The 21,295-nt window shown below is 72.4% G+C and carries 18 protein-coding genes and 1 pseudogene; 15 read left to right on the top strand and 4 right to left on the bottom strand.

The window, feature by feature from the left end:
* Positions 1-2: 2 nt before the first annotated feature.
* The 5 genes from dnaK (at position 3) to ACFYOU_RS17235 (ending at position 5,771) form a co-directional block, all read left to right on the top strand.
* Positions 3-1,853: a molecular chaperone DnaK gene (dnaK, locus tag ACFYOU_RS17215; RefSeq protein WP_391306539.1), complete on the top strand. Its 1,851-nt coding sequence runs from the start codon at positions 3-5 to the stop codon at positions 1,851-1,853.
* The gene (gene grpE, locus ACFYOU_RS17220; RefSeq protein ID WP_389764709.1) at positions 1,850-2,584 is read left to right on the top strand and encodes a nucleotide exchange factor GrpE; all 735 of its coding nucleotides are present in this window, start codon (positions 1,850-1,852) and stop codon (positions 2,582-2,584) included. Before dnaK ends, grpE begins: the two co-directional genes overlap by 4 nt.
* Before the next feature lie 33 nt (positions 2,585-2,617).
* Positions 2,618-3,811 (top strand): molecular chaperone DnaJ, encoded by a 1,194-nt coding sequence (gene dnaJ / locus ACFYOU_RS17225; protein ID WP_391306541.1) that lies wholly within the window; start codon positions 2,618-2,620, stop codon positions 3,809-3,811.
* A 14-nt stretch (positions 3,812-3,825) separates the two neighbouring features.
* Positions 3,826-4,275, top strand: coding sequence for a heat shock protein transcriptional repressor HspR (locus ACFYOU_RS17230; RefSeq protein WP_389764952.1), 450 nt, complete (start codon positions 3,826-3,828; stop codon positions 4,273-4,275).
* Between the two features lie 518 nt (positions 4,276-4,793).
* Positions 4,794-5,771, top strand: coding sequence for a LuxR C-terminal-related transcriptional regulator (locus tag ACFYOU_RS17235; RefSeq protein ID WP_389764713.1), 978 nt, complete (start codon positions 4,794-4,796; stop codon positions 5,769-5,771).
* A 57-nt stretch (positions 5,772-5,828) separates the two neighbouring features.
* Here ACFYOU_RS17235 and ACFYOU_RS17240 read toward each other — a convergent pair whose 3' ends face one another.
* Positions 5,829-6,785 (bottom strand): helix-turn-helix transcriptional regulator, encoded by a 957-nt coding sequence (locus ACFYOU_RS17240; RefSeq protein ID WP_387003328.1) that lies wholly within the window; start codon positions 6,783-6,785, stop codon positions 5,829-5,831.
* 181 nt (positions 6,786-6,966) lie between these two features.
* Here ACFYOU_RS17240 and ACFYOU_RS17245 point away from each other — a divergent pair, with 181 nt between their 5' ends.
* The 4 genes and pseudogenes from ACFYOU_RS17245 (at position 6,967) to ACFYOU_RS17260 (ending at position 11,155) form a co-directional block, all read left to right on the top strand.
* Entirely contained in the window at positions 6,967-7,212 is a 246-nt protein-coding gene (locus tag ACFYOU_RS17245; protein WP_391306544.1) for a hypothetical protein, read from the top strand.
* Positions 7,209-7,556 carry a hypothetical protein gene (locus tag ACFYOU_RS17250; protein WP_385484798.1) on the top strand — a complete coding sequence of 116 codons (348 nt, stop codon included), beginning with the start codon at positions 7,209-7,211 and terminating at the stop codon, positions 7,554-7,556. Before ACFYOU_RS17245 ends, ACFYOU_RS17250 begins: the two co-directional genes overlap by 4 nt.
* A 228-nt stretch (positions 7,557-7,784) precedes the next feature.
* A pseudogene (clpB, locus tag ACFYOU_RS17255) lies at positions 7,785-10,379 on the top strand (ATP-dependent chaperone ClpB); the annotation flags it as partial.
* Between the two features lie 230 nt (positions 10,380-10,609).
* On the top strand, positions 10,610-11,155 hold the full coding sequence (locus ACFYOU_RS17260) for a YbjN domain-containing protein (RefSeq protein WP_385484796.1): 546 nt from the start codon (positions 10,610-10,612) through the stop codon (positions 11,153-11,155).
* Between the two features lie 43 nt (positions 11,156-11,198).
* Here the strand turns inward: ACFYOU_RS17260 and ACFYOU_RS17265 are convergent, their stop codons facing one another.
* The 3 genes from ACFYOU_RS17265 to ACFYOU_RS17275 all read right to left on the bottom strand — a co-directional run bounded on the left by ACFYOU_RS17265 (position 11,199) and on the right by ACFYOU_RS17275 (position 14,623).
* Positions 11,199-12,518 (bottom strand): hypothetical protein, encoded by a 1,320-nt coding sequence (locus ACFYOU_RS17265; RefSeq protein WP_391306546.1) that lies wholly within the window; start codon positions 12,516-12,518, stop codon positions 11,199-11,201.
* Positions 12,519-13,001: 483 nt separating this feature from the next.
* Complete coding sequence (locus tag ACFYOU_RS17270; RefSeq protein WP_391306548.1) at positions 13,002-14,279, bottom strand: aminotransferase class I/II-fold pyridoxal phosphate-dependent enzyme; 1,278 nt, start codon at positions 14,277-14,279, stop codon at positions 13,002-13,004.
* Between the two features lie 200 nt (positions 14,280-14,479).
* Positions 14,480-14,623: a hypothetical protein gene (locus tag ACFYOU_RS17275; RefSeq protein WP_389764725.1), complete on the bottom strand. Its 144-nt coding sequence runs from the start codon at positions 14,621-14,623 to the stop codon at positions 14,480-14,482.
* A gap of 565 nt (positions 14,624-15,188) precedes the next feature.
* Between ACFYOU_RS17275 and ACFYOU_RS17280 the strand changes: the two genes are divergently transcribed.
* The 6 genes from ACFYOU_RS17280 to fbaA all read left to right on the top strand — a co-directional run bounded on the left by ACFYOU_RS17280 (position 15,189) and on the right by fbaA (position 21,236).
* Complete coding sequence (locus tag ACFYOU_RS17280) at positions 15,189-15,707, top strand: DUF2617 family protein (RefSeq protein ID WP_387003355.1); 519 nt, start codon at positions 15,189-15,191, stop codon at positions 15,705-15,707.
* Between the two features lie 113 nt (positions 15,708-15,820).
* Positions 15,821-17,494 (top strand): polyamine aminopropyltransferase, encoded by a 1,674-nt coding sequence (locus tag ACFYOU_RS17285; protein WP_391306551.1) that lies wholly within the window; start codon positions 15,821-15,823, stop codon positions 17,492-17,494.
* Between the two features lie 91 nt (positions 17,495-17,585).
* Complete coding sequence (locus ACFYOU_RS17290; protein WP_391306553.1) at positions 17,586-18,566, top strand: carbon monoxide dehydrogenase; 981 nt, start codon at positions 17,586-17,588, stop codon at positions 18,564-18,566.
* 22 nt (positions 18,567-18,588) lie between these two features.
* Positions 18,589-19,389, top strand: a complete 801-nt coding sequence (locus ACFYOU_RS17295) for an aldose 1-epimerase (protein ID WP_391306555.1) — start codon at positions 18,589-18,591, stop codon at positions 19,387-19,389.
* Positions 19,390-19,448: 59 nt separating this feature from the next.
* Positions 19,449-19,997, top strand: a complete 549-nt coding sequence (gene pyrE, locus ACFYOU_RS17300; protein WP_391306556.1) for an orotate phosphoribosyltransferase — start codon at positions 19,449-19,451, stop codon at positions 19,995-19,997.
* 216 nt (positions 19,998-20,213) lie between these two features.
* On the top strand, positions 20,214-21,236 hold the full coding sequence (gene fbaA / locus ACFYOU_RS17305) for a class II fructose-bisphosphate aldolase (protein ID WP_385484776.1): 1,023 nt from the start codon (positions 20,214-20,216) through the stop codon (positions 21,234-21,236).
* Positions 21,237-21,295 lie beyond the last annotated feature (59 nt).

The following is a 21,295-nucleotide window of genomic DNA, read 5'->3' on the forward strand; positions in this document are numbered from 1 at the left end:
AAATGGCACGTGCGGTCGGCATCGACCTGGGCACGACTAACTCCGTCGTCAGCGTTCTGGAGGGCGGCGAGCCCACCGTCATCACCAACGCAGAGGGCGCCAGGACCACGCCGTCCGTCGTCGCCTTCGCCAAGAACGGCGAGGTGCTCGTCGGCGAGGTGGCCAAGCGCCAGGCCGTCACCAACGTCGACCGGACCATCCGGTCCGTGAAGCGCCACATGGGCACCGACTGGCGCGTCGACATCGACGAGAAGGCGTTCAACCCGCAGCAGATCTCCGCGTTCATCCTGCAGAAGCTGAAGCGCGACGCGGAGTCCTACCTCGGCGAGAAGGTCACCGACGCGGTCATCACCGTCCCCGCGTACTTCAACGACTCGGAGCGCCAGGCCACCAAGGAGGCCGGTGAGATCGCGGGCCTCAACGTCCTGCGCATCGTCAACGAGCCGACGGCCGCCGCCCTCGCGTACGGCCTCGACAAGGACGACCAGACGATCCTCGTCTTCGACCTCGGCGGCGGCACCTTCGACGTCTCGCTGCTGGACATCGGCGACGGCGTGGTCGAGGTGAAGGCCACCAACGGTGACAACCACCTCGGTGGTGACGACTGGGACCAGCGGGTCGTGGACTACCTGGTCAAGCAGTTCAACAACGGTCACGGCGTGGACCTCGGCAAGGACAAGATGGCCGTCCAGCGCCTGCGCGAGGCCGCCGAGAAGGCCAAGATCGAGCTGTCCTCGTCCACCGAGACCTCGATCAACCTGCCCTACATCACGGCGTCCGCCGAGGGCCCGCTGCACCTGGACGAGAAGCTCACCCGCGCCCAGTTCCAGCAGCTGACCGTGGACCTGCTGGAGCGCTGCAAGACCCCGTTCCACAACGTCATCAAGGACGCGGGCATCGCCCTGTCCGAGATCGACCACGTGGTCCTGGTCGGCGGTTCCACCCGGATGCCCGCCGTCGCGGAGCTGGTGCGCGAGCTGACCGGCGGCAAGGACGCCAACAAGGGCGTCAACCCGGACGAGGTCGTCGCCATCGGTGCCTCGCTCCAGGCCGGTGTCCTCAAGGGCGAGGTCAAGGACGTCCTGCTCCTCGACGTCACCCCGCTGTCCCTCGGCATCGAGACCAAGGGCGGCATCATGACCAAGCTGATCGACCGCAACACCACGATCCCGACCAAGCGGTCGGAGATCTTCACGACGGCCGAGGACAACCAGCCGTCCGTGCAGATCCAGGTCTACCAGGGCGAGCGCGAGATCGCCGCGTACAACAAGAAGCTCGGGATGTTCGAGCTGACCGGTCTGCCGCCCGCCCCGCGCGGCGTCCCGCAGATCGAGGTCTCCTTCGACATCGACGCCAACGGCATCATGCACGTGACCGCGAAGGACCTGGGCACGGGCAAGGAGCAGAAGATGACCGTCACCGGTGGCTCCTCGCTGCCGAAGGACGAGGTCAACCGGATGCGCGAAGAGGCCGAGAAGTACGCGGACGAGGACCACGCCCGCCGCGAGGCCGCCGAGAGCCGCAACCAGGGCGAGCAGCTCGTCTACCAGACGGAGAAGTTCCTCAAGGACAACGAGGACAAGGTCCCCGGTGACGTGAAGACCGAGGTCGAGGAAGCCGTCGTCGAGCTCAAGGTGGCCCTCAAGGGCGAGGACGCGGCCGCGATCCGCACCTCCACGGAGAAGGTCGCCGCCGTCTCCCAGAAGCTGGGCCAGGCCCTCTACGCGGACGCCCAGGGCGCCGCGGGCGGTGCCGAGGGTGCCGAAGGCGCCGCCGGTGCCGGTGCGAAGGCCGACGACGACGTCGTCGACGCCGAGATCGTCGACGAGGACCGCAAGGACGGTGCGGCGTGACCGAGGAGACCCCGGGCTTCGACGAGAACGACGAGCCCGCTGACGTCTCCGACGGCGCCGCCTCCGAGAGCGCGGCCGACGCCGCCCCCGCCGAGCCCTCCGCGAAGGAGGGCCCGGCGGGCCGGGCCGGGGACGTAGAAGCACAGAACGTCGGTCTGACCGCCGAACTGGACCAGGTGCGCACCGCGCTCGGCGAGCGCACCGCGGACCTCCAGCGACTTCAGGCCGAGTACCAGAACTACCGTCGTCGGGTCGAGCGCGACCGGATCGCGGTCAAGGAGGTCGCCGTGGCGAACCTGCTGGCCGAGCTCCTGCCCGTCCTCGACGACATCGGCCGGGCCCGTGACCACGGCGAGCTCGTCGGCGGCTTCAAGTCGGTGGCCGAGTCGTTGGAGACGGTGGCCGCGAAGATGGGCCTCCAGCAGTTCGGCAAGGAGGGCGAGCCCTTCGACCCGACGATCCACGAGGCCCTGATGCACAGCTACGCGCCGGACGTCACGGAGACGACCTGCGTGGCGATCCTCCAGCCGGGGTATCGGATCGGCGAGCGCACCATCCGCCCCGCGCGGGTGGCGGTGGCCGAACCGCAGCCGGGGGCGCAGCCCGCGAAGGCGGACGGCGAGTCCGAGTCCGACCAGTCCGCGGCCGGCAAGGGCGCCGAAGGCGGCAAGGGAGCCGAGGGTTCCCCGGGCGCCGAGGGCAAGGACAGCGGTGCCCCGGACGAGGGCTGACCGCGTCACGCACGGAGAGGAGGGACGTCGAGGATGAGTACCAAGGACTTCATCGAGAAGGACTACTACAAGGTCCTCGGCGTCCCGAAGGACGCCACCGAGGCCGAGATCAAGAAGGCGTACCGGAAGCTCGCCCGCGAGTTCCACCCGGACGCCAACAAGGGCAACGCCAAGGCGGAGGAGCGCTTCAAGGAGATCTCCGAGGCGAACGACGTCCTCGGTGACCCGAAGAAGCGCAAGGAGTACGACGAGGCGCGCACCCTCTTCGGGAACGGTGGCTTCCGCCCCGGCCCCGGGGCGGGTGGCGGCGGCTCGTTCAACTTCGACCTGGGTGACCTCTTCGGCGGCGGCGGTGGCGGTCCCGGCGGCGGTACGGCGGCCGGTGGTTTCGGCGGCGGCATCGGTGACGTCTTCGGCGGGTTGTTCAACCGGGGCGGCACCACCACCGGGAGCCGGGTGCAGCCGCGGCGCGGCCAGGACATCGAGTCCGAGGTCACGCTGAGCTTCACCGAGGCGGTGGACGGTGCGACGGTTCCGCTGCGGATGTCCTCGCAGGCGCCCTGCAAGGCGTGTTCGGGCACCGGCGACAAGAACGGCACCCCGCGGGTGTGCCCGACCTGCGTCGGCACCGGGCAGGTGTCCCGGGGCGGCGGGGGCGGCTTCTCGCTCACCGATCCGTGCGTGGACTGCAAGGGCCGCGGACTGATCGCGGAGACCCCCTGCGAGGTGTGCAAGGGGTCCGGGCGGGCCAAGTCCTCGCGGACCATGCAGGTCCGCATCCCCGCGGGCGTCTCGGACGGGCAGCGCATCCGGCTGCGCGGCAAGGGCGCCCCGGGCGAACGCGGCGGCCCGGCCGGTGACCTGTACGTCGTCGTGCACGTCGGCACGCACCCCGTGTTCGGCCGCAAGGGCGACAACCTCACCGTCACGGTGCCCGTCAGCTTCGCGGAGGCGGCCCTCGGCGGCGAGGTGAAGGTGCCGACGCTGGGCGGTCCCGCGGTGACGCTGAAGTTGCCGCCGGGCGTCCCCAACGGCCGTACGATGCGGGCCCGGGGCAAGGGCGCGGTCCGCAAGGACGGCACCCGCGGCGATCTGCTGGTGACGGTGGAGGTCGCGGTGCCCAAGGACGTGACCGGCAAGGCCCGGGACGCCCTGGAGGCGTACCGGGAGGCCACTGCGGACGTCGATCCGCGGGCGGAGCTGTTCGAGGCCGCGAAGGGAGCATGAACGCCATGGACGGGATGGGCACGGGCGGTCGGCGCCGCAACCCCTACCAGCTGACCGACGAGACGCCGGTGTACGTGATCTCGGTGGCGGCCCAGCTCAGCGGGCTGCACCCGCAGACCCTGCGGCAGTACGACCGGCTCGGCCTGGTCTCTCCGGACCGGACCGCCGGCCGCGGCCGGCGGTATTCGGCCCGGGACATCGAACTGCTCCGTCAGGTGCAGCAGTTGTCGCAGACCGAGGGCATCAACCTCGCCGGGATCAAGCGGATCATCGAGCTGGAGGGCCAGGTGGCCGCGCTCACGGCGCGGGTCGCGGAACTCCAGGACGCGGTGGAGGGCGCTGCGGCGGCCATCCAGCAGCGGGAGGCGGCCGTCCACGCCTCGTACCGGCGGGACCTCGTGCCCTACCAGGAGGTCCAGCAGACCAGTGCGCTGGTCGTGTGGCGTCCCAAGCGGCAGGACTGAGCGTCCGGTTCCGTGCACGCACGCGGCCGAGGGGCCGGAAGGCGAACCTTCCGGCCCCTCGGCCGTGTCCGGACGAGCCGGACGGCACACCCCGGTGAACCCCCCTGTGGATAACCCGGGTGTGACTGTCAGTGAGGTGTGCGAGTCTTGACGTACTCGCTCGGACTCAGGTGATCCATGGGAAGGTCGGGGCTACGGCCGGTGGGCGGCGCGTCTGCCGGATCAACGGCTCCCCGCGTGGTCCACGGAGTCGCTCGGGCCGACCGTCGTCGGTCGGAGCGTCGGGTCGAGGGCGCCCGGGTGCGGGCGCCCCGGGTCGGCCAGGGGGATTGGCCGACTCGGGACAACCCGGGGGCGACTAAGAATTCCCCTCCCCTCGCCCCGTGCACCCACTTTGCCGGTCACGGGACGGTGACACCACCGTCATCTTGTTGCACTGCGCCAAGAGGAGGGGGGACGCAAGGGGGAAGAAGCGGATGAATCGGCAGGAAAGCTACTCCTTAGGTGGGGGCGGGGACATGGCTGAGGCGCACACGCACGGAGTGGATCAGCTCTGTGAGGAGGGTGAGCGCGTGTACGGGGCCGCCCTCAAGGGCGGACGCATCGAGCGGACCGCGGCGGCCGGGGCGCCCTGCCTGGTCACGCTGGGCCTGCTGTACTCGGACCCGGACGACGCGGCGTGGCTGGTGCCCGAGTCGCCGGGCGAGGTGATCGCCCGGCTGACCCGCGGCCTGCGGGACGAGTTGGCGCAGAGCCATGCGCGGGCGACCGCGGTGTCCCTGCTCGCCGAGCGGTACACGGGCGCCGGTCCTGACCTGCCCTCGGCGGGGCACGGCATCCGGGTGCTGGAGAGCAAGCCCCGCATCCGGGACGCCATCGCCGAGGCGTCCGACGGGTGCGTCGTCGAGCACCTGGCCGTCCAGCCGGGCGGGGTGCGCCGCGAGAACGTGTTGAACGACGCCCTGCCGCTGGCGCTGGACATGGCGCAGCGCGGGGTGCGCATGCGGACCCTGTACACCCATGCCGCGCGGCACGGGCAGGGCCTCTTCGAGTACGTGGAGCGGGTCGGCGGCGCCGCCGAGGTGCGCACCCTGGACGAGGTCTTCGAACGGCTGCTGATCTTCGACCGGAAGGTCGCGTTCGTGCCGGCCACCGAAGACCGGACGGTCGCCCTGGAGTTGCGCCACCCCGGTCTGGTGGGGTTCCTCGCGATCGTCTTCGAGCGGTTCTGGCGGCTGGGGCACCCGCTGGTGGAGCCGCTGCCCTCCGGCTCCGGGGTCACCGGCATCACCCGTCGGGAATGGGCCATCGCGGCGCTGCTCGCCGAGGGGCACACCGATGCGGAGATAGCGCAGCGCCTCGGCATCAACGTGCGGACGGCCCGCCACCACATCCGCAAGCTGGCCGAGGAGTTGGGCGCCGCCAGTCGTGCCCAGCTCGGGGTGCGGATCGCGCAGGCCGGCCTGGACACCCCGCCGCGTCCGCCCACGCCGTGACGGACCGTCGGGTGCGGGTGCGGGTGCGGGTGCGGGGGTGACCGGTCGGGCGGTCCGTCACTGGTCGTGCTCCAACATGCCCGACCGGGAGATCAGATAGCCGAGCTGGGCCCGGCTGCCGCTGCCGAGCGCGGAGGCGAGCTTGGCGATGTGGGCGCGGCAGGTGCGGACGTTCATGCCGAGGCGCCGTGCGATGGCCTCGTCCACGTACCCCTCGACCAGGAGTTTGGCGATGGACTGCTGGACGCCGGTGATGCCGTCGGGCGTGGACCGGTAGGGCACCTCGTCGAGCAGCGGGGTCGCGCGCCGCCACAGCTGTTCGAAGACCCGGACCAGATAGCGGACCAGCCCGGGGTGGCGCAGTTCGAGCGCCACGTCGTCCTTGCCGCTGCCGTCGGTCCCGGCGGGGATGAAGGCCACGGTGTCGTCGCAGACGATGAGCCGCTCGATCAGCTCCTCCAGGGTGCGGATCTCGATCAGCCCGTCGGCCATCCGGTCCACGTACGCCATGGTGCCCTGGCTGTGGCGGACGGTGTGTTGGTAGAGGGTCCTGATCCGGATGCCCCGGTCGGTCAGCGGGCGGTCGCGTTCGAGGGCCTGGCTGAGGATGTGTTCGCTGCGGCGCCCGCCCGGCTGGATGGTGAGCACCTCCGAGCGGACCTCGGCGGTGGCGACGTTCAGTGCCGCGTTGATCCGGTCGATCCCTTCGAGCACGGTGATCGCATGGGTGGGTGCCGGGCTCTGCGCACTGATGGCCATGAACGGCTCAAATGATTCGGTCAGTTCGATGGACAGCCGCCGCCTGTCCAGGATCTCCCTTTCTATGGGATGCAGCCGTTGGGCCAGCGCCACCGACGGGGGGACGGGCCGTAGCCAGTTCGCATCGTCCGGATCCGGGTGGAGTAGCGCGAATTCCAGGAGGCACGGGGCGGCCGTAACCTCCGCCCGGGCGATTCTTCCGGCACTCAGTGCGCTGGCGTAGAGCTGCCCTCCCTCGGCGCACAGCTCGGCCATGGAGTGGTGATGTGTCGGATGTGTGTTGGTTATGGGCAAATCTCCACCCCCCAGGGTCTTGAACGTGCAGGAACATGATGCATCGCTTCAGTGGTGTTGACGTGCCTGAATGAGCCATCGTCTTGTTGCACCGGGGGAGAGGACTCATCAGGTGAGGACGAAGCCGACTATGTTCAAGAGAATGCTTCGCTCAGTGCTGGCGACTTTCTCCGTGGTGGTGGCCGCGGGCGCACTCGGTGCCACGACCGCTCACGCCGACACCGGTTGGGGCCCGGTCGCCCCGACCAAGAGCGGTTCGGCCACCGTCAGGCCCGCCGACACGGGCTGGGGCACCTTCGCCCCGGCCGACACCGGTTGGGGCACGTTCGTCCCGACCAAGGGCGGCCCCGTCATCAGCAAGCCCGCCGACACCGGCTGGGGATCATGAGCACGCCGCCCGACGATCGTTCCTTCCGGCGCGAGATGGCCACCGCCTACCGCTCCGGATGGCACTTCATCGACCTGGTCACGGCCATTCCCCACCAGGGTGACTCACTCATGGTCACCCTGTTCGGGGAGCCGGTCGTCGTCGTGCGGGACGAGGACGAGGACGTCCGCGCGTACCGCTGTCTGCGCAGGCCGCGGGGCGCACCACGGCCCGTTCGGTGCGCCATCCGATACGGGATGATCTTCGTCAATCTCGACCAGCGCGACCATGAACAACTGGTGGACCGCGACACTCCGTTGCACGACACCCCGACGACCATCTCCGCCACCCCCCGCAGTGCCTGAGGCGATTCCCCCGTCGTTATAGATCGCCTCGGGTACTTCCCCCCGCAGCGGCGCCACCGTGGACCTGAAACACGGTGGCGCCGCTGTCGTCGTCCCCCCGCCCGTCACGCTGCGCCCCGCGCCCTTCACCGGGCCGGGGCGTTCGTCGTCCTCCGGGGTGAGTGGAATAGGCTCAACTTTGTGTAAGTTGGTTAGGTCAGGTACGAGCGACAGGAGGAGACAGCGCACGTGGACGCCGAGCTGACGAACCGGAGCAGGGACGCCCTCAACGCGGCGAGCAGCCGCGCCGTCGCCGGGGGGCACCCGGACCTCACCCCCGCACACCTACTGCTCGCCCTGCTCGACGGGGACGGCACCCGCCCCGCCGAGAACATCATCGACCTGCTGGCCGCGGTGGAAGCCGACCAGGCGGCGGTGCGCGCCGGCGCCGAGCGGCTGCTCGCCGAGCTGCCCAGCGTGACCGGGTCCACCGTCGCGCCCCCGCAGCCCAGCCGCGAGACGCTGGCCGTCATCACCGACGCCGCGCAGCGGGCGAAGGACCTGGGCGACGAGTACCTCTCCACCGAGCACCTGCTGATCGGCCTCGCCGCGAAGGGCGGCCGGGCCGGTGAGATCCTGGGCGAGCAGGGCGCGACGGCGAAGAAGCTGCTGGCCGCCTTCGAGGAGAACAGGGGAGGGCGCCGCGTGACCACACCGGATCCGGAGGGCTCGTACAAGGCCCTGGAGAAGTTCGGCACCGACTTCACGGCCGCCGCCCGGGACGGCAAGCTCGACCCGGTCATCGGCCGGGACCAGGAGATCCGCCGGGTCGTCCAGGTGCTGTCCCGCCGCACCAAGAACAACCCCGTGCTGATCGGTGAGCCGGGCGTCGGCAAGACCGCCGTGGTGGAGGGGCTCGCCCAGCGCATCGTCAAGGGCGACGTGCCCGAGTCGCTGAAGAACAAGCGGCTGGTGTCGCTGGACCTCGGGGCGATGGTCGCCGGGGCGAAGTACCGGGGCGAGTTCGAGGAGCGCCTGAAGACCGTCCTCGCCGAGATCAAGGACAGCGACGGGCAGATCATCACCTTCATCGACGAGCTGCACACCGTCGTCGGTGCGGGCGCCGGCGGTGACTCCGCGATGGACGCCGGCAACATGCTGAAGCCGATGCTCGCCCGCGGTGAGCTGCGCATGGTCGGCGCGACCACGCTGGACGAGTACCGCGAGCGGATCGAGAAGGACCCCGCGCTGGAACGCCGCTTCCAGCAGGTGCTGGTCGCCGAGCCGACCGTCGAGGACACCGTCGCCATCCTGCGCGGGCTCAAGGGCCGCTACGAGGCTCACCACAAGGTGCAGATCGCGGACAGTGCGCTGGTCGCCGCCGCCACCCTCTCCGACCGGTACATCACCTCCCGGTTCCTGCCGGACAAGGCCATCGACCTGGTGGACGAGGCCGCGTCCCGACTGCGGATGGAGATCGACTCCTCGCCCGTCGAGATCGACGAGCTCCAGCGGGCCGTCGACCGGCTGCGCATGGAGGAGCTGGCCCTCGCCAAGGAGACCGATCCGGCCAGCCGCCAGCGCCTGGAGAAGCTGCGCCGCGACCTCGCCGACAAGGAGGAGGAGCTGCGGGGGCTGACCGCCCGCTGGGAGAAGGAGAAGCAGTCCCTCAACCGGGTCGGCGAGCTGAAGGAACGCCTCGACGACCTGCGCGGACAGGCCGAACGGGCCCAGCGCGACGGTGACTTCGACACCGCCTCCAAGCTGCTCTACGGGGAGATCCCCGACCTGGAACGGGACCTGGCGGAGGCGTCGGCGGCCGAGCAGCAGGCGGCCCGGGACACCATGGTCAAGGAGGAGGTCGGCCCCGACGACATCGCCGACGTGGTGGGTGCGTGGACGGGAATTCCGGCCGGACGGTTGCTCGAAGGGGAGACGCAGAAGCTGCTGAGGATGGAGGAGGAGCTCGGCCGGCGCCTGATCGGGCAGGCCGAGGCGGTGCGCGCGGTGGCCGACGCGGTGCGCCGCACCCGGGCCGGCATCGCCGACCCCGACCGGCCCACCGGCTCGTTCCTGTTCCTCGGCCCGACCGGGGTCGGCAAGACGGAGCTGGCGAAGGCGCTGGCGGACTTCCTCTTCGACGACGAGCGGGCCATGGTCCGCATCGACATGTCCGAGTACGGCGAGAAGCACAGCGTGGCCCGGCTCGTCGGCGCGCCCCCCGGCTACGTGGGCTACGAGGAGGGCGGCCAGCTCACCGAGGCGGTGCGCCGGCGCCCGTACAGCGTCGTCCTGCTGGACGAGGTGGAGAAGGCGCACCCCGAGGTCTTCGACGTGCTGCTCCAGGTCCTCGACGACGGGCGGCTCACCGACGGCCAGGGCCGCACGGTCGACTTCCGCAACACCATCCTCATCCTCACCTCCAACCTCGGCAGCCAGTACCTGGTGGACCCGCTGACCGGCGAGGACGAGAAGCGGCGCCAGGTCCTCGACGTGGTCCGGGCCTCCTTCAAGCCGGAGTTCCTGAACCGTCTGGACGACCTGGTGGTGTTCACGGCGCTGGGCCGGGAGGAGCTGACCCGGATCGCCCGCCTCCAGGTCGGTCGGCTCGCCGGGCGGCTGGCCGAGCGACGGCTCACACTGGAGGTGAGCGAGGAGGCGCTCGCCTGGCTCGCCGAGGAGGGCAACGACCCCGCGTACGGTGCCCGGCCGCTGCGCCGGCTGGTGCAGACCGCGATCGGGGACCGGCTCGCCCGGGAGATCCTCGCGGGCGAGGTCCGCGACGGCGACACCGTCCGGGTCGACGTCTTCGGGGACGGCCTGCTCGTGGGCCGCGCCGGCGGGGCGCCCGACGGAACGGCTGATCCGGACGGAACGGCCGAGCCGGGCGGAACGGCGCATTCCGAGGCTCCGCGGGAGGGGTCCGCGACGGGCGGAAAGACGCTCTGAGCGAACCCCGAGGGGGCCCGGTGGCCGAATTCGGCCACGGACGCGCAAAGCCAACCGGGCGGGGGTTGCCAGTACCCGCCCGGCATGAGGGAGGATGACTCAATCCGTTCGAAGGGAAATACACGGTGAGCATCGACCCGTCCTCGATTCCGAACTTCGGGGGCCAGCCCGAGCCGCAGCCCGGCGGGCCGGCCGGCCCCGTCGTTCCGGATCAGGACCTCGTGAAGCAGCTCCTGGAGCAGATGGAGCTGAAGTACGTCGTCGACGACGAGGGTGACCTCGCGGCGCCGTGGGAGGAGTTCCGCACGTACTTCATGTTCCGCGGCGAGGACGAGCAGCAGGTCTTCTCCGTGCGGACGTTCTACGACCGGGCGCACGCCATCGAGGACAAGCCGGCGCTGCTGGAGTCCATCGACGACTGGAACCGGCGCACGCTGTGGCCCAAGGTCTACAGCCACACGCACGACGACGGCACCGTCCGGCTGATCGGTGAGGCGCAGATGCTCATCGGCACCGGCGTGAGCCTGGAGCACTTCGTCTCCTCCACGGTGAGCTGGGTGCGCGCCGCGATCGAGTTCGACCGCTGGCTGGTCGAGCACCTGGGCCTGGAGAAGGACGTCGACTCCGCCGAGGGTTCCGGCGACGACGCCGACGGCGGCGACGACAAGTAGTCGGTCGCCCCGCCCGTCTCGTCCGCCCCGTCCGCCCCGCCCGTCACAAGGGGGCGCGGCCGAAGGCGATCAAGAACGCCCCGTAGGACAGGGAGAGCCCGGTCAGGAACGCGATCACCACGATCGCGGGTCCCGGCCGGGCTCTCGCCGTGCGGGCCAGCGCCCGCGCCAACGGGATCAGCAGCGGGAAGGCGGGCAGCAGGAACCTCGGCTTGGACTCGAAGAACCCGGCGCCGCCGAGGGCCACCGCCAGCAGCACCCCGGAGTAGACGACCAGCGGCAACGGCGTCCGTTCGACCAGCAGCAGCACGAAGAGCAGCACCGCCAGCAGCACGATCAGCAGCGCCATCGGGTACACGAACTTGCTGGTCCGGGCCAGCACCACGCCGACGAAGGCGAACGCGCCCTGCCCGAAGTCGAAGCGGGAACCCCAGTCCCGTTGCACGTCGAAGTAGCCGCCGAGCGGGTCGCCCCGGCGCTGACCCACCCACAGGACGTACCCGCACCAGCCGGCGGGCGCGAGCAGCGCCCCCGTCCACAGCCTGTGGACGGAGCTGCGCCCCTGCGCCCCGCACGCCCGCGCTCCCGCCCCCCGTACGCCCGCCTCCCCCGGCCGCGGCCCGCGCGCCCCGACCTTGCGCGGGTGTGCCTCCCGGTGACGGCGCCACAGCTCGTGGGCCGCCGCGGCCAGCACCGCCGCCGCCACCGCGAACCCGTTGGGCCGGGACAGCCCGGCCAGCGCGGCCAGGGCGCCCGCCCACACCCAGCGTCCGGTGAGCGCCGCGTACAGCGCCCAGGCGGCGCACGCGGTCAGCAGGGGCTCGGTGTACGCCATCGACAGCACCACGGAATGCGGGAGCACTCCCCACAGCAGCACCAGGACCACTCCGGTGGGCCGGCCGTACAGATGGCTGCCGAGGGTGAAGATGCCGCAGGCCGCGGCTGCCGCGGCGGTCCACGCCACCAGGAGTCCCGCCGCGCCCCAGGACACCGGCAACACGGTCTCCACCCCGCGCACCAGCCCCGGGTACAGCGGGAAGAACGCCAGGTCGCTGAAGACGACCCCGGGTCGGTAGTGGGTGGTCCGGTGCCCGTAGCCGTACACCGCGATCCCCAGGTACCAGGCGGAGTCCCAGGACCGGCCGAGCATCCGGAGCACCGGCCGGTCCGTCGCGAAGGCGGCGACGGCGACCGCGAGCACGCCGGCGAGCCGGACCGCGGCGAACAGTCCGAGCGCGGAGACGACCGGCGGTAGCCGCTGTGACCGCCACAGGCGCCGCAGGGGCCGCAGGGGGCGGGGGAGGTCCGGCCCGGCGGCGGGGGGCCGGGGGGCCGGGGGTGCGAGGGTGCTGGGGTGGCTCACACGGGAACCTTGGCGCCCCGCGCCCCGTCCGGTGGCCGAGGCGCGGCGGGGTCCCGTCCAGGCCCACCCGATCCGGCGCACGGGTGGCGTCGGCCCGCGTCCCCTCCGGGTGCGTCCTGGTGGGCCTGCGCTTGCGTGTGCGGGTGCGCTGGTGCGTTGCGCAGTTCCCCGCGCCCCTGCCGGGGCACGTCTCGTCGTCGCGGATCCGCCCGCCCGCCGGGACCCGTCCACTGGGACGCCCCGTTAGGGGCGCGGGGAACTGCGTGGGTGACCACGACGCACCCGCAGCGACCCGAAACCCCGGCGGGGCTCCGTCCAGGCCCACCCGATCCGGCGCACGGGTGGCGTTGCGCAGTTCCCCGCGGCCCTGATGGGGCGCGCCTCGTCGTCGCAGTTCCGCCCGCCCGCCGGGACCCGTCCACTGGGACGCCCCGTTAGGGGCGCGGGGAACTGCGTGGGTGACCACGACGCACCCGCACGGGCTCAGGCGGTGAGGCGCTTGAGGCGGTGGACGGCCTCGCGCAGGACCTCCTCGCGCTTGCAGAACGCGAACCGCACGAACGGCGCGCCCGCCTCCCGGTCGTCGTAGAAGACGGCGTTCGGGATGGCGACGACGCCCGCGCGCTCGGGCAGGGCGCGGCAGAACGCGAAGCCGTCCCGCTCGCCGAGGGGGCGGACGTCGGTGGTGATGAAGTACGTGCCGGCGGGGAGGTACACCTCGAAGCCCGCCTCGGTCAGGCCCCGGGCGAGCAGGTCCCGCTTGGCCCGCAGTTCGGTGCGCAGCCCGTCGAAGTACGCGCGCGGCAGGGACAGGGCCTCGGCGACCGCGTACTGGAACGGGCCCCCCGACACGTAGGTGAGGAACTGCTTCGCCGAGCGGACGGCGGCGACCAGCGGGGGCGGACCGGTGACCCAGCCGACCTTCCAGCCGGTGAAGGAGAAGGTCTTGCCCGCGGAGGAGATCGTCAGCGTGCGCTCGCGCATCCCCGGCAGCGTGGCCAGCGGAACGTGCCTCCCGGCGTCGGCCCCCTCGCCCCCGTCCGCCCCCTCGCCCCCGTCCGCCCCCTCGCCCCCGTCCGCCGAACCCGCCGGCTCGGCGAAGACCAGGTGTTCGTACACCTCGTCCGTGAGGACGAGGAGGTCCCGTTCCACGGCGAGGCGGGCGATCTCGGTCAGCTCGTCCCGGGTCAGCACCGTGCCCGTCGGGTTGTGCGGGGTGTTGATCAGCAGCAGCCGGGTGCGCGGGGTCACGGCGGCCCGCAGCTCGTCCAGGTCCAGCCGGAACCGGCCGTCCCGGGGGCGCAGGGTGACCGGGACCCGGGTGCCACCCGCCAGCGCGATGCTCGCGGCGTACGAGTCGTAGTACGGCTCCAGGGCCACCACCTCGTCCCCGGGCTCCACCAGGGCCAGCAGGGACGCCGCGATGGCCTCCGTGGCGCCGGTCGTGACCAGCACCTCGGTGCCGGGGTCGTACGCCAGCCCGTAGCGGTCGGCCTGGTGCGCGGCGATCGCGGTGCGCAGCTCCGGCACGCCGTCGCCCGGCGGGTACTGGTTGCCCCGACCGTCGCGCAGCGCCCGGACCGCCGCCTCCCGCACCGACTCGGGCCCGTCCGTGTCGGGGAAGCCCTGGCCGAGGTTGATCGCCCCGGTCCGGGCGGCCAGCGCGGACATCTCGGCGAAGATCGTCGTGCCGAACTCGGCGAGGCGGCGGTTGAGCAGCGGGCGGGCGGCGGGGCCGGGGGACGAGGTCATGGGCGCCATCCTGCGCCGAACCTCTGGACTTCCTCAACTCCGCTTTGGCCCGTCCCCGGCGGGGGCATCTCCGTTGCACACGGCGAGCGGGCCCCTCCCCGGGGCCGCTCACGGGGGAACAGTCAGAATCGGCGCGAAACGTACAACGCGCCCGGGGCGGGCGTCGCCGGTCGGCGGCGGACCACCCCGGCAGGGCCCCGCGCGCGGGGTCAGGGAGGGGGAGTCATGGTCGTGGGCATCCTGGTCATCACGGGAGTCGTGGTGATCGCGGCCATCGCGGTGATCACCGCCAGCAGGACCCAGCGTCCGGCGCGGCGCAACAGCCGCAGCTGGTACACGGGCAGCAGCAGCACCAACCACGGGGGCGGGGGCGGGGGCGGGCACTCCTGCTCCAGCGGCGGGTCTTCCTGCGGTGGGAGTTCCTCATCCTGCGGTGGGGGCGGGGGTGGGTGCGGCGGGGGCGGAGGCAGCTGACACGGGGCAGCTGGTCCGTCCGCCCGCGCACACCGTGCAACGCCCGTCGGCTCCGGCCGGCGGGCGCTGCGCCGTGTCCGGCCCGGCAGAAGGCGCCCGATGCGTGAGGGGGGCGTGCGAACTCGGTGCACTCCCCGGTCCGGGAGCCCGTCGCGCACCGTCCGTCCCATGAGTGTCGTTCCGTCATCACCGGTTCCCGCAACGGCGGTTGAACACGTGAGCAGGGCAGCCCTCTGGGGGATGGAATGCGCATGAACTTGGGTAAAAACGCTGTGGTGGCGCTGAAGTTCATGATTCCCTCTTAACGTCAACGCAGCCCTCGGACACCTCGTGGGCACGAGCCGGCATGCAGATCGCCCGGAACCGCTCCGGACCGTATCCCCCGCGCCCACCGCGGGCGCCCCGCCGGCCCCCTCTCCCTTTGTGTGCTAGCGGAGCCGACCCATGCTCACGACCCTGAAAACCTCCTACACCGACACCAGTGCCACCGACCTCGCCTGGGCGCTGGGCCGGGAGCCGCTGCCCGCCCTGGCCACCCTCGACCTAGAACTGTCCGGCGCCAAGCTCCAGTTGCGCCTGCTCGGCGCGTCCCACCAGGTCCTGCTGGAGGAGGAGCGCGGCACCTGTTCGGAGACGGTCGCCTGCATCCCCGGCAGCAGCACCCCCCTCCCGCTCGGAGTGGCGGAGCGGGTCGGCGACTGGGAGTACGAGTTCGCGGCCCGCGTCGAGACCCTGTCCGGCGGGCAGTTCGCCGGTCGGGCGCAGGAACTCATCGCGCTCGTCTCGGACCACCCCAACGGTCTCGCGGGAGTCTTCCCCGGCGATCCGCACGCCTTCACGGCGATGCTCGCCCAGCTCCACAACGGCCATGTGCACTGGCGGACTTGGCACGCGTACCCGCAGGACGGCCAACTCGTCGCGACCCGTACCCGGGTGGGCGTACGGGTCGCCGCCACGCTCTAGGCGCGCGGCGTCCGGGCCGGGTCCGGGTCGGGGTCCGGGACGACAGCTCGCCCACCGCAGGTCCACACGTGTGGGTGACCAGCCCTGGTGAAACGGTGACGTACCGTCGCAACGTGATCGAATCGCCCCCGCCGGTCCCGGTCGCCGTTCCGCCCGGTGCGTCCCCCCGAGCGGAAGGCCGGACACCGCTGCCCGTTCCCGCGGGCGCGGCCCGGTTCCTCGTCCTGGTGGGCGTGTTCGTCTGCGCGGCCTGCGGGCTCGCCTACGAACTCGAACTGCTGGCCGTGGCCTCCTCCTTGTGGGGCGATTCGGTCACCCAGGCGTCCCTGGTGCTGTCCGTGATGGTCTTCGCGATGGGCCTCGGCTCGCTCGCCGCGAAACGGTTGCGCAGCCGGGCCGCGGTCGGCTTCGGGCTCATCGAAGCCGTCCTCGCCCTGATCGGCGGGTGCAGCGGCATGGCCCTCTACGCGGCGTTCACCTGGACGGGCGGCCCCGGAGCCGGAGCGGGCGGCGGGCCCGCGGCCTGGGCGCAGGACCACCGGGTGCTGCTCGTCGGGTTCTCCCTCGCGATGGGGGTGCTCATCGGCGCCGAGGTGCCCCTGTTGATGGTCCTCATCCAGCGCATCCGGCGCCAGGACGCCAGCGGCGCCGTCGCCGACCTGTTCGCCGCCGACTACGTGGGCGCCCTGGTCGGCGGGTTGGCCTTCCCGTTCCTGCTGCTGCCCGTGTTCGGCCAGCTCACGGGGACGCTGCTGACCGGCGTGGTGAACGCCGTCGCGGGCGGGCTGCTGGTCCTCGGGCTGTTCCACCGGGACCTGACCCGACGGGCCCGCCGCCTGGTGCTCGCCGCCAACGTCATCGCCCTGGCGCTGCTCGCCGCCGCGGCCCTCCTCGTCGACGACTTCGAACGGACCGCGCGGCGCACGATGTACGGGGACGACGTGCGCTCCACCGCCTGGACCGGACAGCAGGAGGTGGTCCTCACCGGCGGCGGCGACCGTCCCGTGCACCTCTACGTCGACGGCCGGCCGCGGTTCGCCGCGGGGGACGCCCCCCGCTCCCACGAGCCCTACGAGGCCCTGGTGCGGCCCGCGTTGGCCGCGCCGCACGCCCGGGTGCTGGTCCTGGGCGGCGGCGACGGGCTGGCGGCCCGCCAGGTCCTCGCGCACCCGGGGGTCCGCCGGCTCGACCTGGTGGAACCCGACGCCGGTCTCGTCCGGTTGGCCCGTACCGATCCGGCGCTCACCGCCCTCAACGGCGGCGCCCTGCACGATCCGCGGGTCCGGACCACCACGGCGGACGTCTTCGACTGGCTGCGCGCGGGCCGGGCGGGGCCGGCCGGGCGGGGCCGCTACGACGTGGTGATCTGCGATCTGCCCGGGCCCGGCCGGGTCGAGAGCGCCAAGCTGTACTCCCGGGAGTTCTACGAACTGGCCCGCAGGATGCTCGCGGACGGCGGACGGCTGGCCGTCCGGGCGGGCGGCCCGGAGGACGGCGCCCAGGGCCCGCGCACGTTCTGGACCGTCGAGGCGACCGTACGGGCCGCCGGGCTGCGGACCGTCCCGTACGCCTCGCCCGCGGCGGGGGTGCGCGGCTGGGCGGTCGTCCTGGCCGGGCGCCGGGCGCCGACCCCCGGCGCACCGCCCGCCGCGGTCCGCCCGAGGACCCCCGGGGCGCCGCCCACCGCGCTCACCGCCCGGGCGCTCGCGGACGCGGTGCGGCGCGCGGCACGCGAGCGGCCGGCCGGGGCGTCCGTCTCCACCCTGGTCCACCCGCGGTACGCCTGAGGGTTCCCGGACGCGCCCGGCACCCGATCCGGGGGAACCGATCCGGCGGTCCGGCGGCCCGGGGCGGAGGACGTCGGTACGCTCGGGTGCCATGAAGCACGAGGTGTTCCTTCCGCTCGGGGTAGAACCTCTGCGCGCGGCGCTCGCCGACCCGACGACGGTGACCCGTGCGGTCCCGGGCTTCCAACAGGACGCCGGGGACGCACCCGGCACGGGCCGGCTCAAGCTGCGCGCCGGCGGCACCACCATCACGTACCGGGGCGCCTTCCGGATCGGCGGTCCCCCCGAGGACCCGGGCGACCCCGAGGGCGTCACTGTCCGGGCCGAGGGCACGGAGGTGCGCGGCACGGGCGCCGTGGACGTCACGGTCACGGTGACCCTGACGCCCACCGGGGAGGGGACCAACGCGGTCTTCACCGTCACCGGCAGCGGGGACGGCCGGGCCGCGGAGCTCGCCGCGGACGCGCTGGAGTCCGCGGGCGTACGGCTGCTGAACCGGTTCGCCGAGGCGCTGACGACCGAGCTCGGCGCGGACGCGGTCGACAGCGGGGCCGGGGCGTCCGACGGCGACGACCCGAGCGCCGCCGCCGGGACGGACGCGCGGCCCACGGCCCCCGACCCGGAGTTCGTCGGCGTCGAACCCAGCACCTGGGCCGACGGCACCGACGGCACCGACGGGGACGGCGGGGGCGAACCCGCGGACGCCGAGGACGAGCCCGACGCCGGCACCGCGGAAGACACCGACGGCGTCGACGAGGCCCCCGAGGACCAGGGGATCGAGGACATCAAGAACATCGAGGACATCGAGGGCGGCGGAAGCGTCGGGGACCTCGAAGGGCTGGACGTCGCGCACGCCGACGCCCCGCCCGTGGAGGCCGCGCACGCCCGGCGCACGATGATCGGCCGCAGCGCCGAGGAAGTGGACCACGCGCCCCCGCGCGGACGGTACGCCCCCGTGCCCGCGCCGGAGGCCACCGCCCAGGGTGCCACCCTGCGCTGGGCCGCGCCCGCCGCCGCCCTGGCGGTGGCCACCGCGATCGTCGTGGGACGGGCCCTGCGCCGGCGACGGTGACCGCTGACCGTAGGGTCGGACCGTGAGCAACGACAAGATCACGCTGACCGCGGGCGACGCGGAGGTGACCGTGCTGCCGGGCGACGGCGGCCGGATCGGGAGTCTGCGGATCGACGGGACGGAGCTGCTGCGCCAGGGCGAGCGCTACGGTTCGTTCCCGATGGTGCCCTGGTGCGGACGCATCCGCGACGGACGGTTCCGGGACGGCGCCGAGGTCCACCAGATGCCGTTGAACGCCGCCCCGCACGCCATCCACGGCACCGCCCGGGACGGCGCCTGGCGCACCGCCCGCAACAGCCTCACCGCCGACCGCGCCGTCATCACCCACCAGCTGGCCGAACCGTGGCCGTACCCCGGGCTCGTCACGCAGACGGTCGAACTGACCCCCGACTCGCTGACGCTGGGCCTCGCCGTGGAGACGTACGACTCGTCCTTCCCCGCGCAGGTCGGTTGGCACCCCTGGTTCAACCGGCAGCTCGAACCGGACGGCGCCCCCGTTCAGATCGCGTTCGACGCCGCCTGGCAGGAGGAGCGGGGCGCCGACCACCTGCCGACCGGACGCCGCATCGACCCGTTGCCCGGCCCGTGGGACGACTGCTTCGGCATGCCCGACGGGGTGGACGTCACCCTGAGCTGGCCGGGCCGCCTCGACCTCACCGTCACCTCCCGCGAACAGTGGGTGGTGGTGTACGACGAGCAGGAGGCCGCCGTGTGCGTGGAGCCGCAGACCGGCCCCCCGAACGGCCTGAACACCGCCCCCCGGCTCGTCACCCCGGTGCAGCCGCTGGAGGCCACCACCACCTGGACCTGGCGCCGCCCGTGAGCCGGCGGCCGGGCCCCGGAGCGCGCGGCGCACCCCGGGGCCCGGCCTAAGCTGGCGGCATGAGCGACGCACGAAACGCCCTGCTGAAGCAGATCAAGGACAAGGCCGTGGTCCACGGCAAGGTGACCCTCTCCTCGGGTATCGAGGCCGACTACTACATCGACCTGCGCAGGGTCACCCTGGACGGCGAGGCCGCGCCCCTCGTCGGCTCGGTGATGCTCGACCTCACGGCCGACCTGGACTTCGACGCGGTCGGCGGGCTCACCATGGGCGCCGACCCGGTCGCCGCCTCGATGCTGCACGCCGCCGCGGCCCGCGGTCAGCGGCTCGACGCGTTCGTGGTCCGCAAGGCCGCCAAGGCGCACGGCATGCAGCGCCAGGTGGAGGGCCCGGACATCAAGGGGCGTCGCGTCCTGGTGGTGGAGGACACCTCGACCACCGGCGGTTCCCCGCTCACCGCCGTCGAGGCGGTGCGCGCGGCGGGCGCCGAGGTGGTCGCCGTCGCCACCATCGTGGACCGGGCGACGGGCGCCGCCGAGAAGATCACCGCAGGGGCCTCGGTGCCGTACCTGTACGCCTTCGGCAAGGACGAGCTGGGCCTCGACTGACCCCGTCGCACCGCCCGAGTGACTGCTGTGTCCGGTGTGACCCGGTTTCGCCGGGACACCCCGGACTGGGGTGGCCTTCCGCATCTGGAAGGATGGGTACGACGATGACGTCGCCACCCCGGAGCAGCGCCTGACGACGCGGCGGTGTCCGGGTCCGGAGTACCTAGGTCGGGGTCGGTCAGAACCACATCCCGCACAGCATCGAGGAGCGGACAGATGCCCATCGCAACCCCCGAGGTCTACAACGAGATGCTCGACCGGGCGAAGGCAGGCAAGTTCGCCTACCCGGCCATCAACGTGACCTCGTCGCAGACCCTGCACGCCGCCCTCCGTGGTTTCGCGGAGGCCGAGAGCGACGGCATCATCCAGATCTCCACCGGTGGCGCGGAGTTCGCGGGCGGGCAGTACAGCAAGGACATGGTGACCGGCGCGGTCGCGCTCGCCGAGTTCGCGCACATCGTCGCCGCCAAGTACGACATCACGGTCGCGCTGCACACCGACCACTGCCCGAAGGACAAGCTGGACACCTACGTCCGGCCGCTCATCGACATCTCCGCCGAGCGGGTCTCGCGCGGCGTGAACCCGCTGTTCCAGTCCCACATGTGGGACGGTTCCGCGGAGACCCTCGCGGACAACCTCGCCATCGGCCAGGAGCTGCTGGCCAAGGCCGCCGCCGCCAAGATCATCCTTGAGGTCGAGATCACCCCGACCGGCGGCGAGGAGGACGGCGTCACCCACGAGATCAACGACGAGCTGTACACCACCGTCGACGACGCGATCCGCACCGCCGAGGCCCTGGGCCTGGGCGAGAAGGGCCGCTACCTGCTCGCCGCGTCCTTCGGCAACGTGCACGGCGTGTACAAGCCGGGCAACGTCGTCCTCCGTCCGGAGCTCTTGAAGGACCTCCAGGAGGGCGTCGCCGCCAAGTTCGGCCAGCAGGACCCGTTCGACTTCGTGTTCCACGGCGGCTCGGGCTCCACCGTCGAGGAGATCGCGACCGCGCTGGAGAACGGCGTCGTCAAGATGAACATCGACACCGACACCCAGTACGCGTTCACGCGTCCCGTCGTCGCCCACATGTTCCAGAACTACGACGGCGTCCTCAAGGTCGACGGCGAGGTCGGTGCGAAGAAGCAGTACGACCCGCGCACCTGGGGCAAGCTCGCCGAGGCCGGCATGGCCGCGCGGATCACCGAGGCGTGCGCCAACCTGCGCTCCACGGGCACCCGCATCAAGTAGTTCCGCACCCGCGTACGACCGAGGTCCGGCTCCCGGGTGGGGGCCGGACCTCCGTCGTG

The organism is Streptomyces sp. NPDC005955 (assembly GCF_042871255.1).
In the GTDB taxonomy this organism is placed as follows: domain Bacteria; phylum Actinomycetota; class Actinomycetes; order Streptomycetales; family Streptomycetaceae; genus Streptomyces.

Excerpts from the sequence above, each read along its gene's own strand:
- dnaK (WP_391306539.1), top strand. The coding sequence starts at position 3 with ATGGCACGTGCGGTCGGCATCGACCTGGGCACGACTAACTCCGTCGTC.
- dnaJ (WP_391306541.1), top strand. The coding sequence starts at position 2,618 with ATGAGTACCAAGGACTTCATCGAGAAGGACTACTACAAGGTCCTCGGC.
- ACFYOU_RS17230 (WP_389764952.1), top strand. The coding sequence starts at position 3,826 with ATGGGCACGGGCGGTCGGCGCCGCAACCCCTACCAGCTGACCGACGAG.
- ACFYOU_RS17235 (WP_389764713.1), top strand. The coding sequence starts at position 4,794 with ATGGCTGAGGCGCACACGCACGGAGTGGATCAGCTCTGTGAGGAGGGT.
- ACFYOU_RS17240 (WP_387003328.1), bottom strand. The coding sequence starts at position 6,785 with ATGGCCGAGCTGTGCGCCGAGGGAGGGCAGCTCTACGCCAGCGCACTG.
- ACFYOU_RS17245 (WP_391306544.1), top strand. The coding sequence starts at position 6,967 with ATGCTTCGCTCAGTGCTGGCGACTTTCTCCGTGGTGGTGGCCGCGGGC.
- ACFYOU_RS17250 (WP_385484798.1), top strand. The coding sequence starts at position 7,209 with ATGAGCACGCCGCCCGACGATCGTTCCTTCCGGCGCGAGATGGCCACC.
- ACFYOU_RS17270 (WP_391306548.1), bottom strand. The coding sequence starts at position 14,279 with ATGGCGCCCATGACCTCGTCCCCCGGCCCCGCCGCCCGCCCGCTGCTC.
- ACFYOU_RS17280 (WP_387003355.1), top strand. The coding sequence starts at position 15,189 with ATGCTCACGACCCTGAAAACCTCCTACACCGACACCAGTGCCACCGAC.
- ACFYOU_RS17290 (WP_391306553.1), top strand. The coding sequence starts at position 17,586 with ATGAAGCACGAGGTGTTCCTTCCGCTCGGGGTAGAACCTCTGCGCGCG.
- pyrE (WP_391306556.1), top strand. The coding sequence starts at position 19,449 with ATGAGCGACGCACGAAACGCCCTGCTGAAGCAGATCAAGGACAAGGCC.
- fbaA (WP_385484776.1), top strand. The coding sequence starts at position 20,214 with ATGCCCATCGCAACCCCCGAGGTCTACAACGAGATGCTCGACCGGGCG.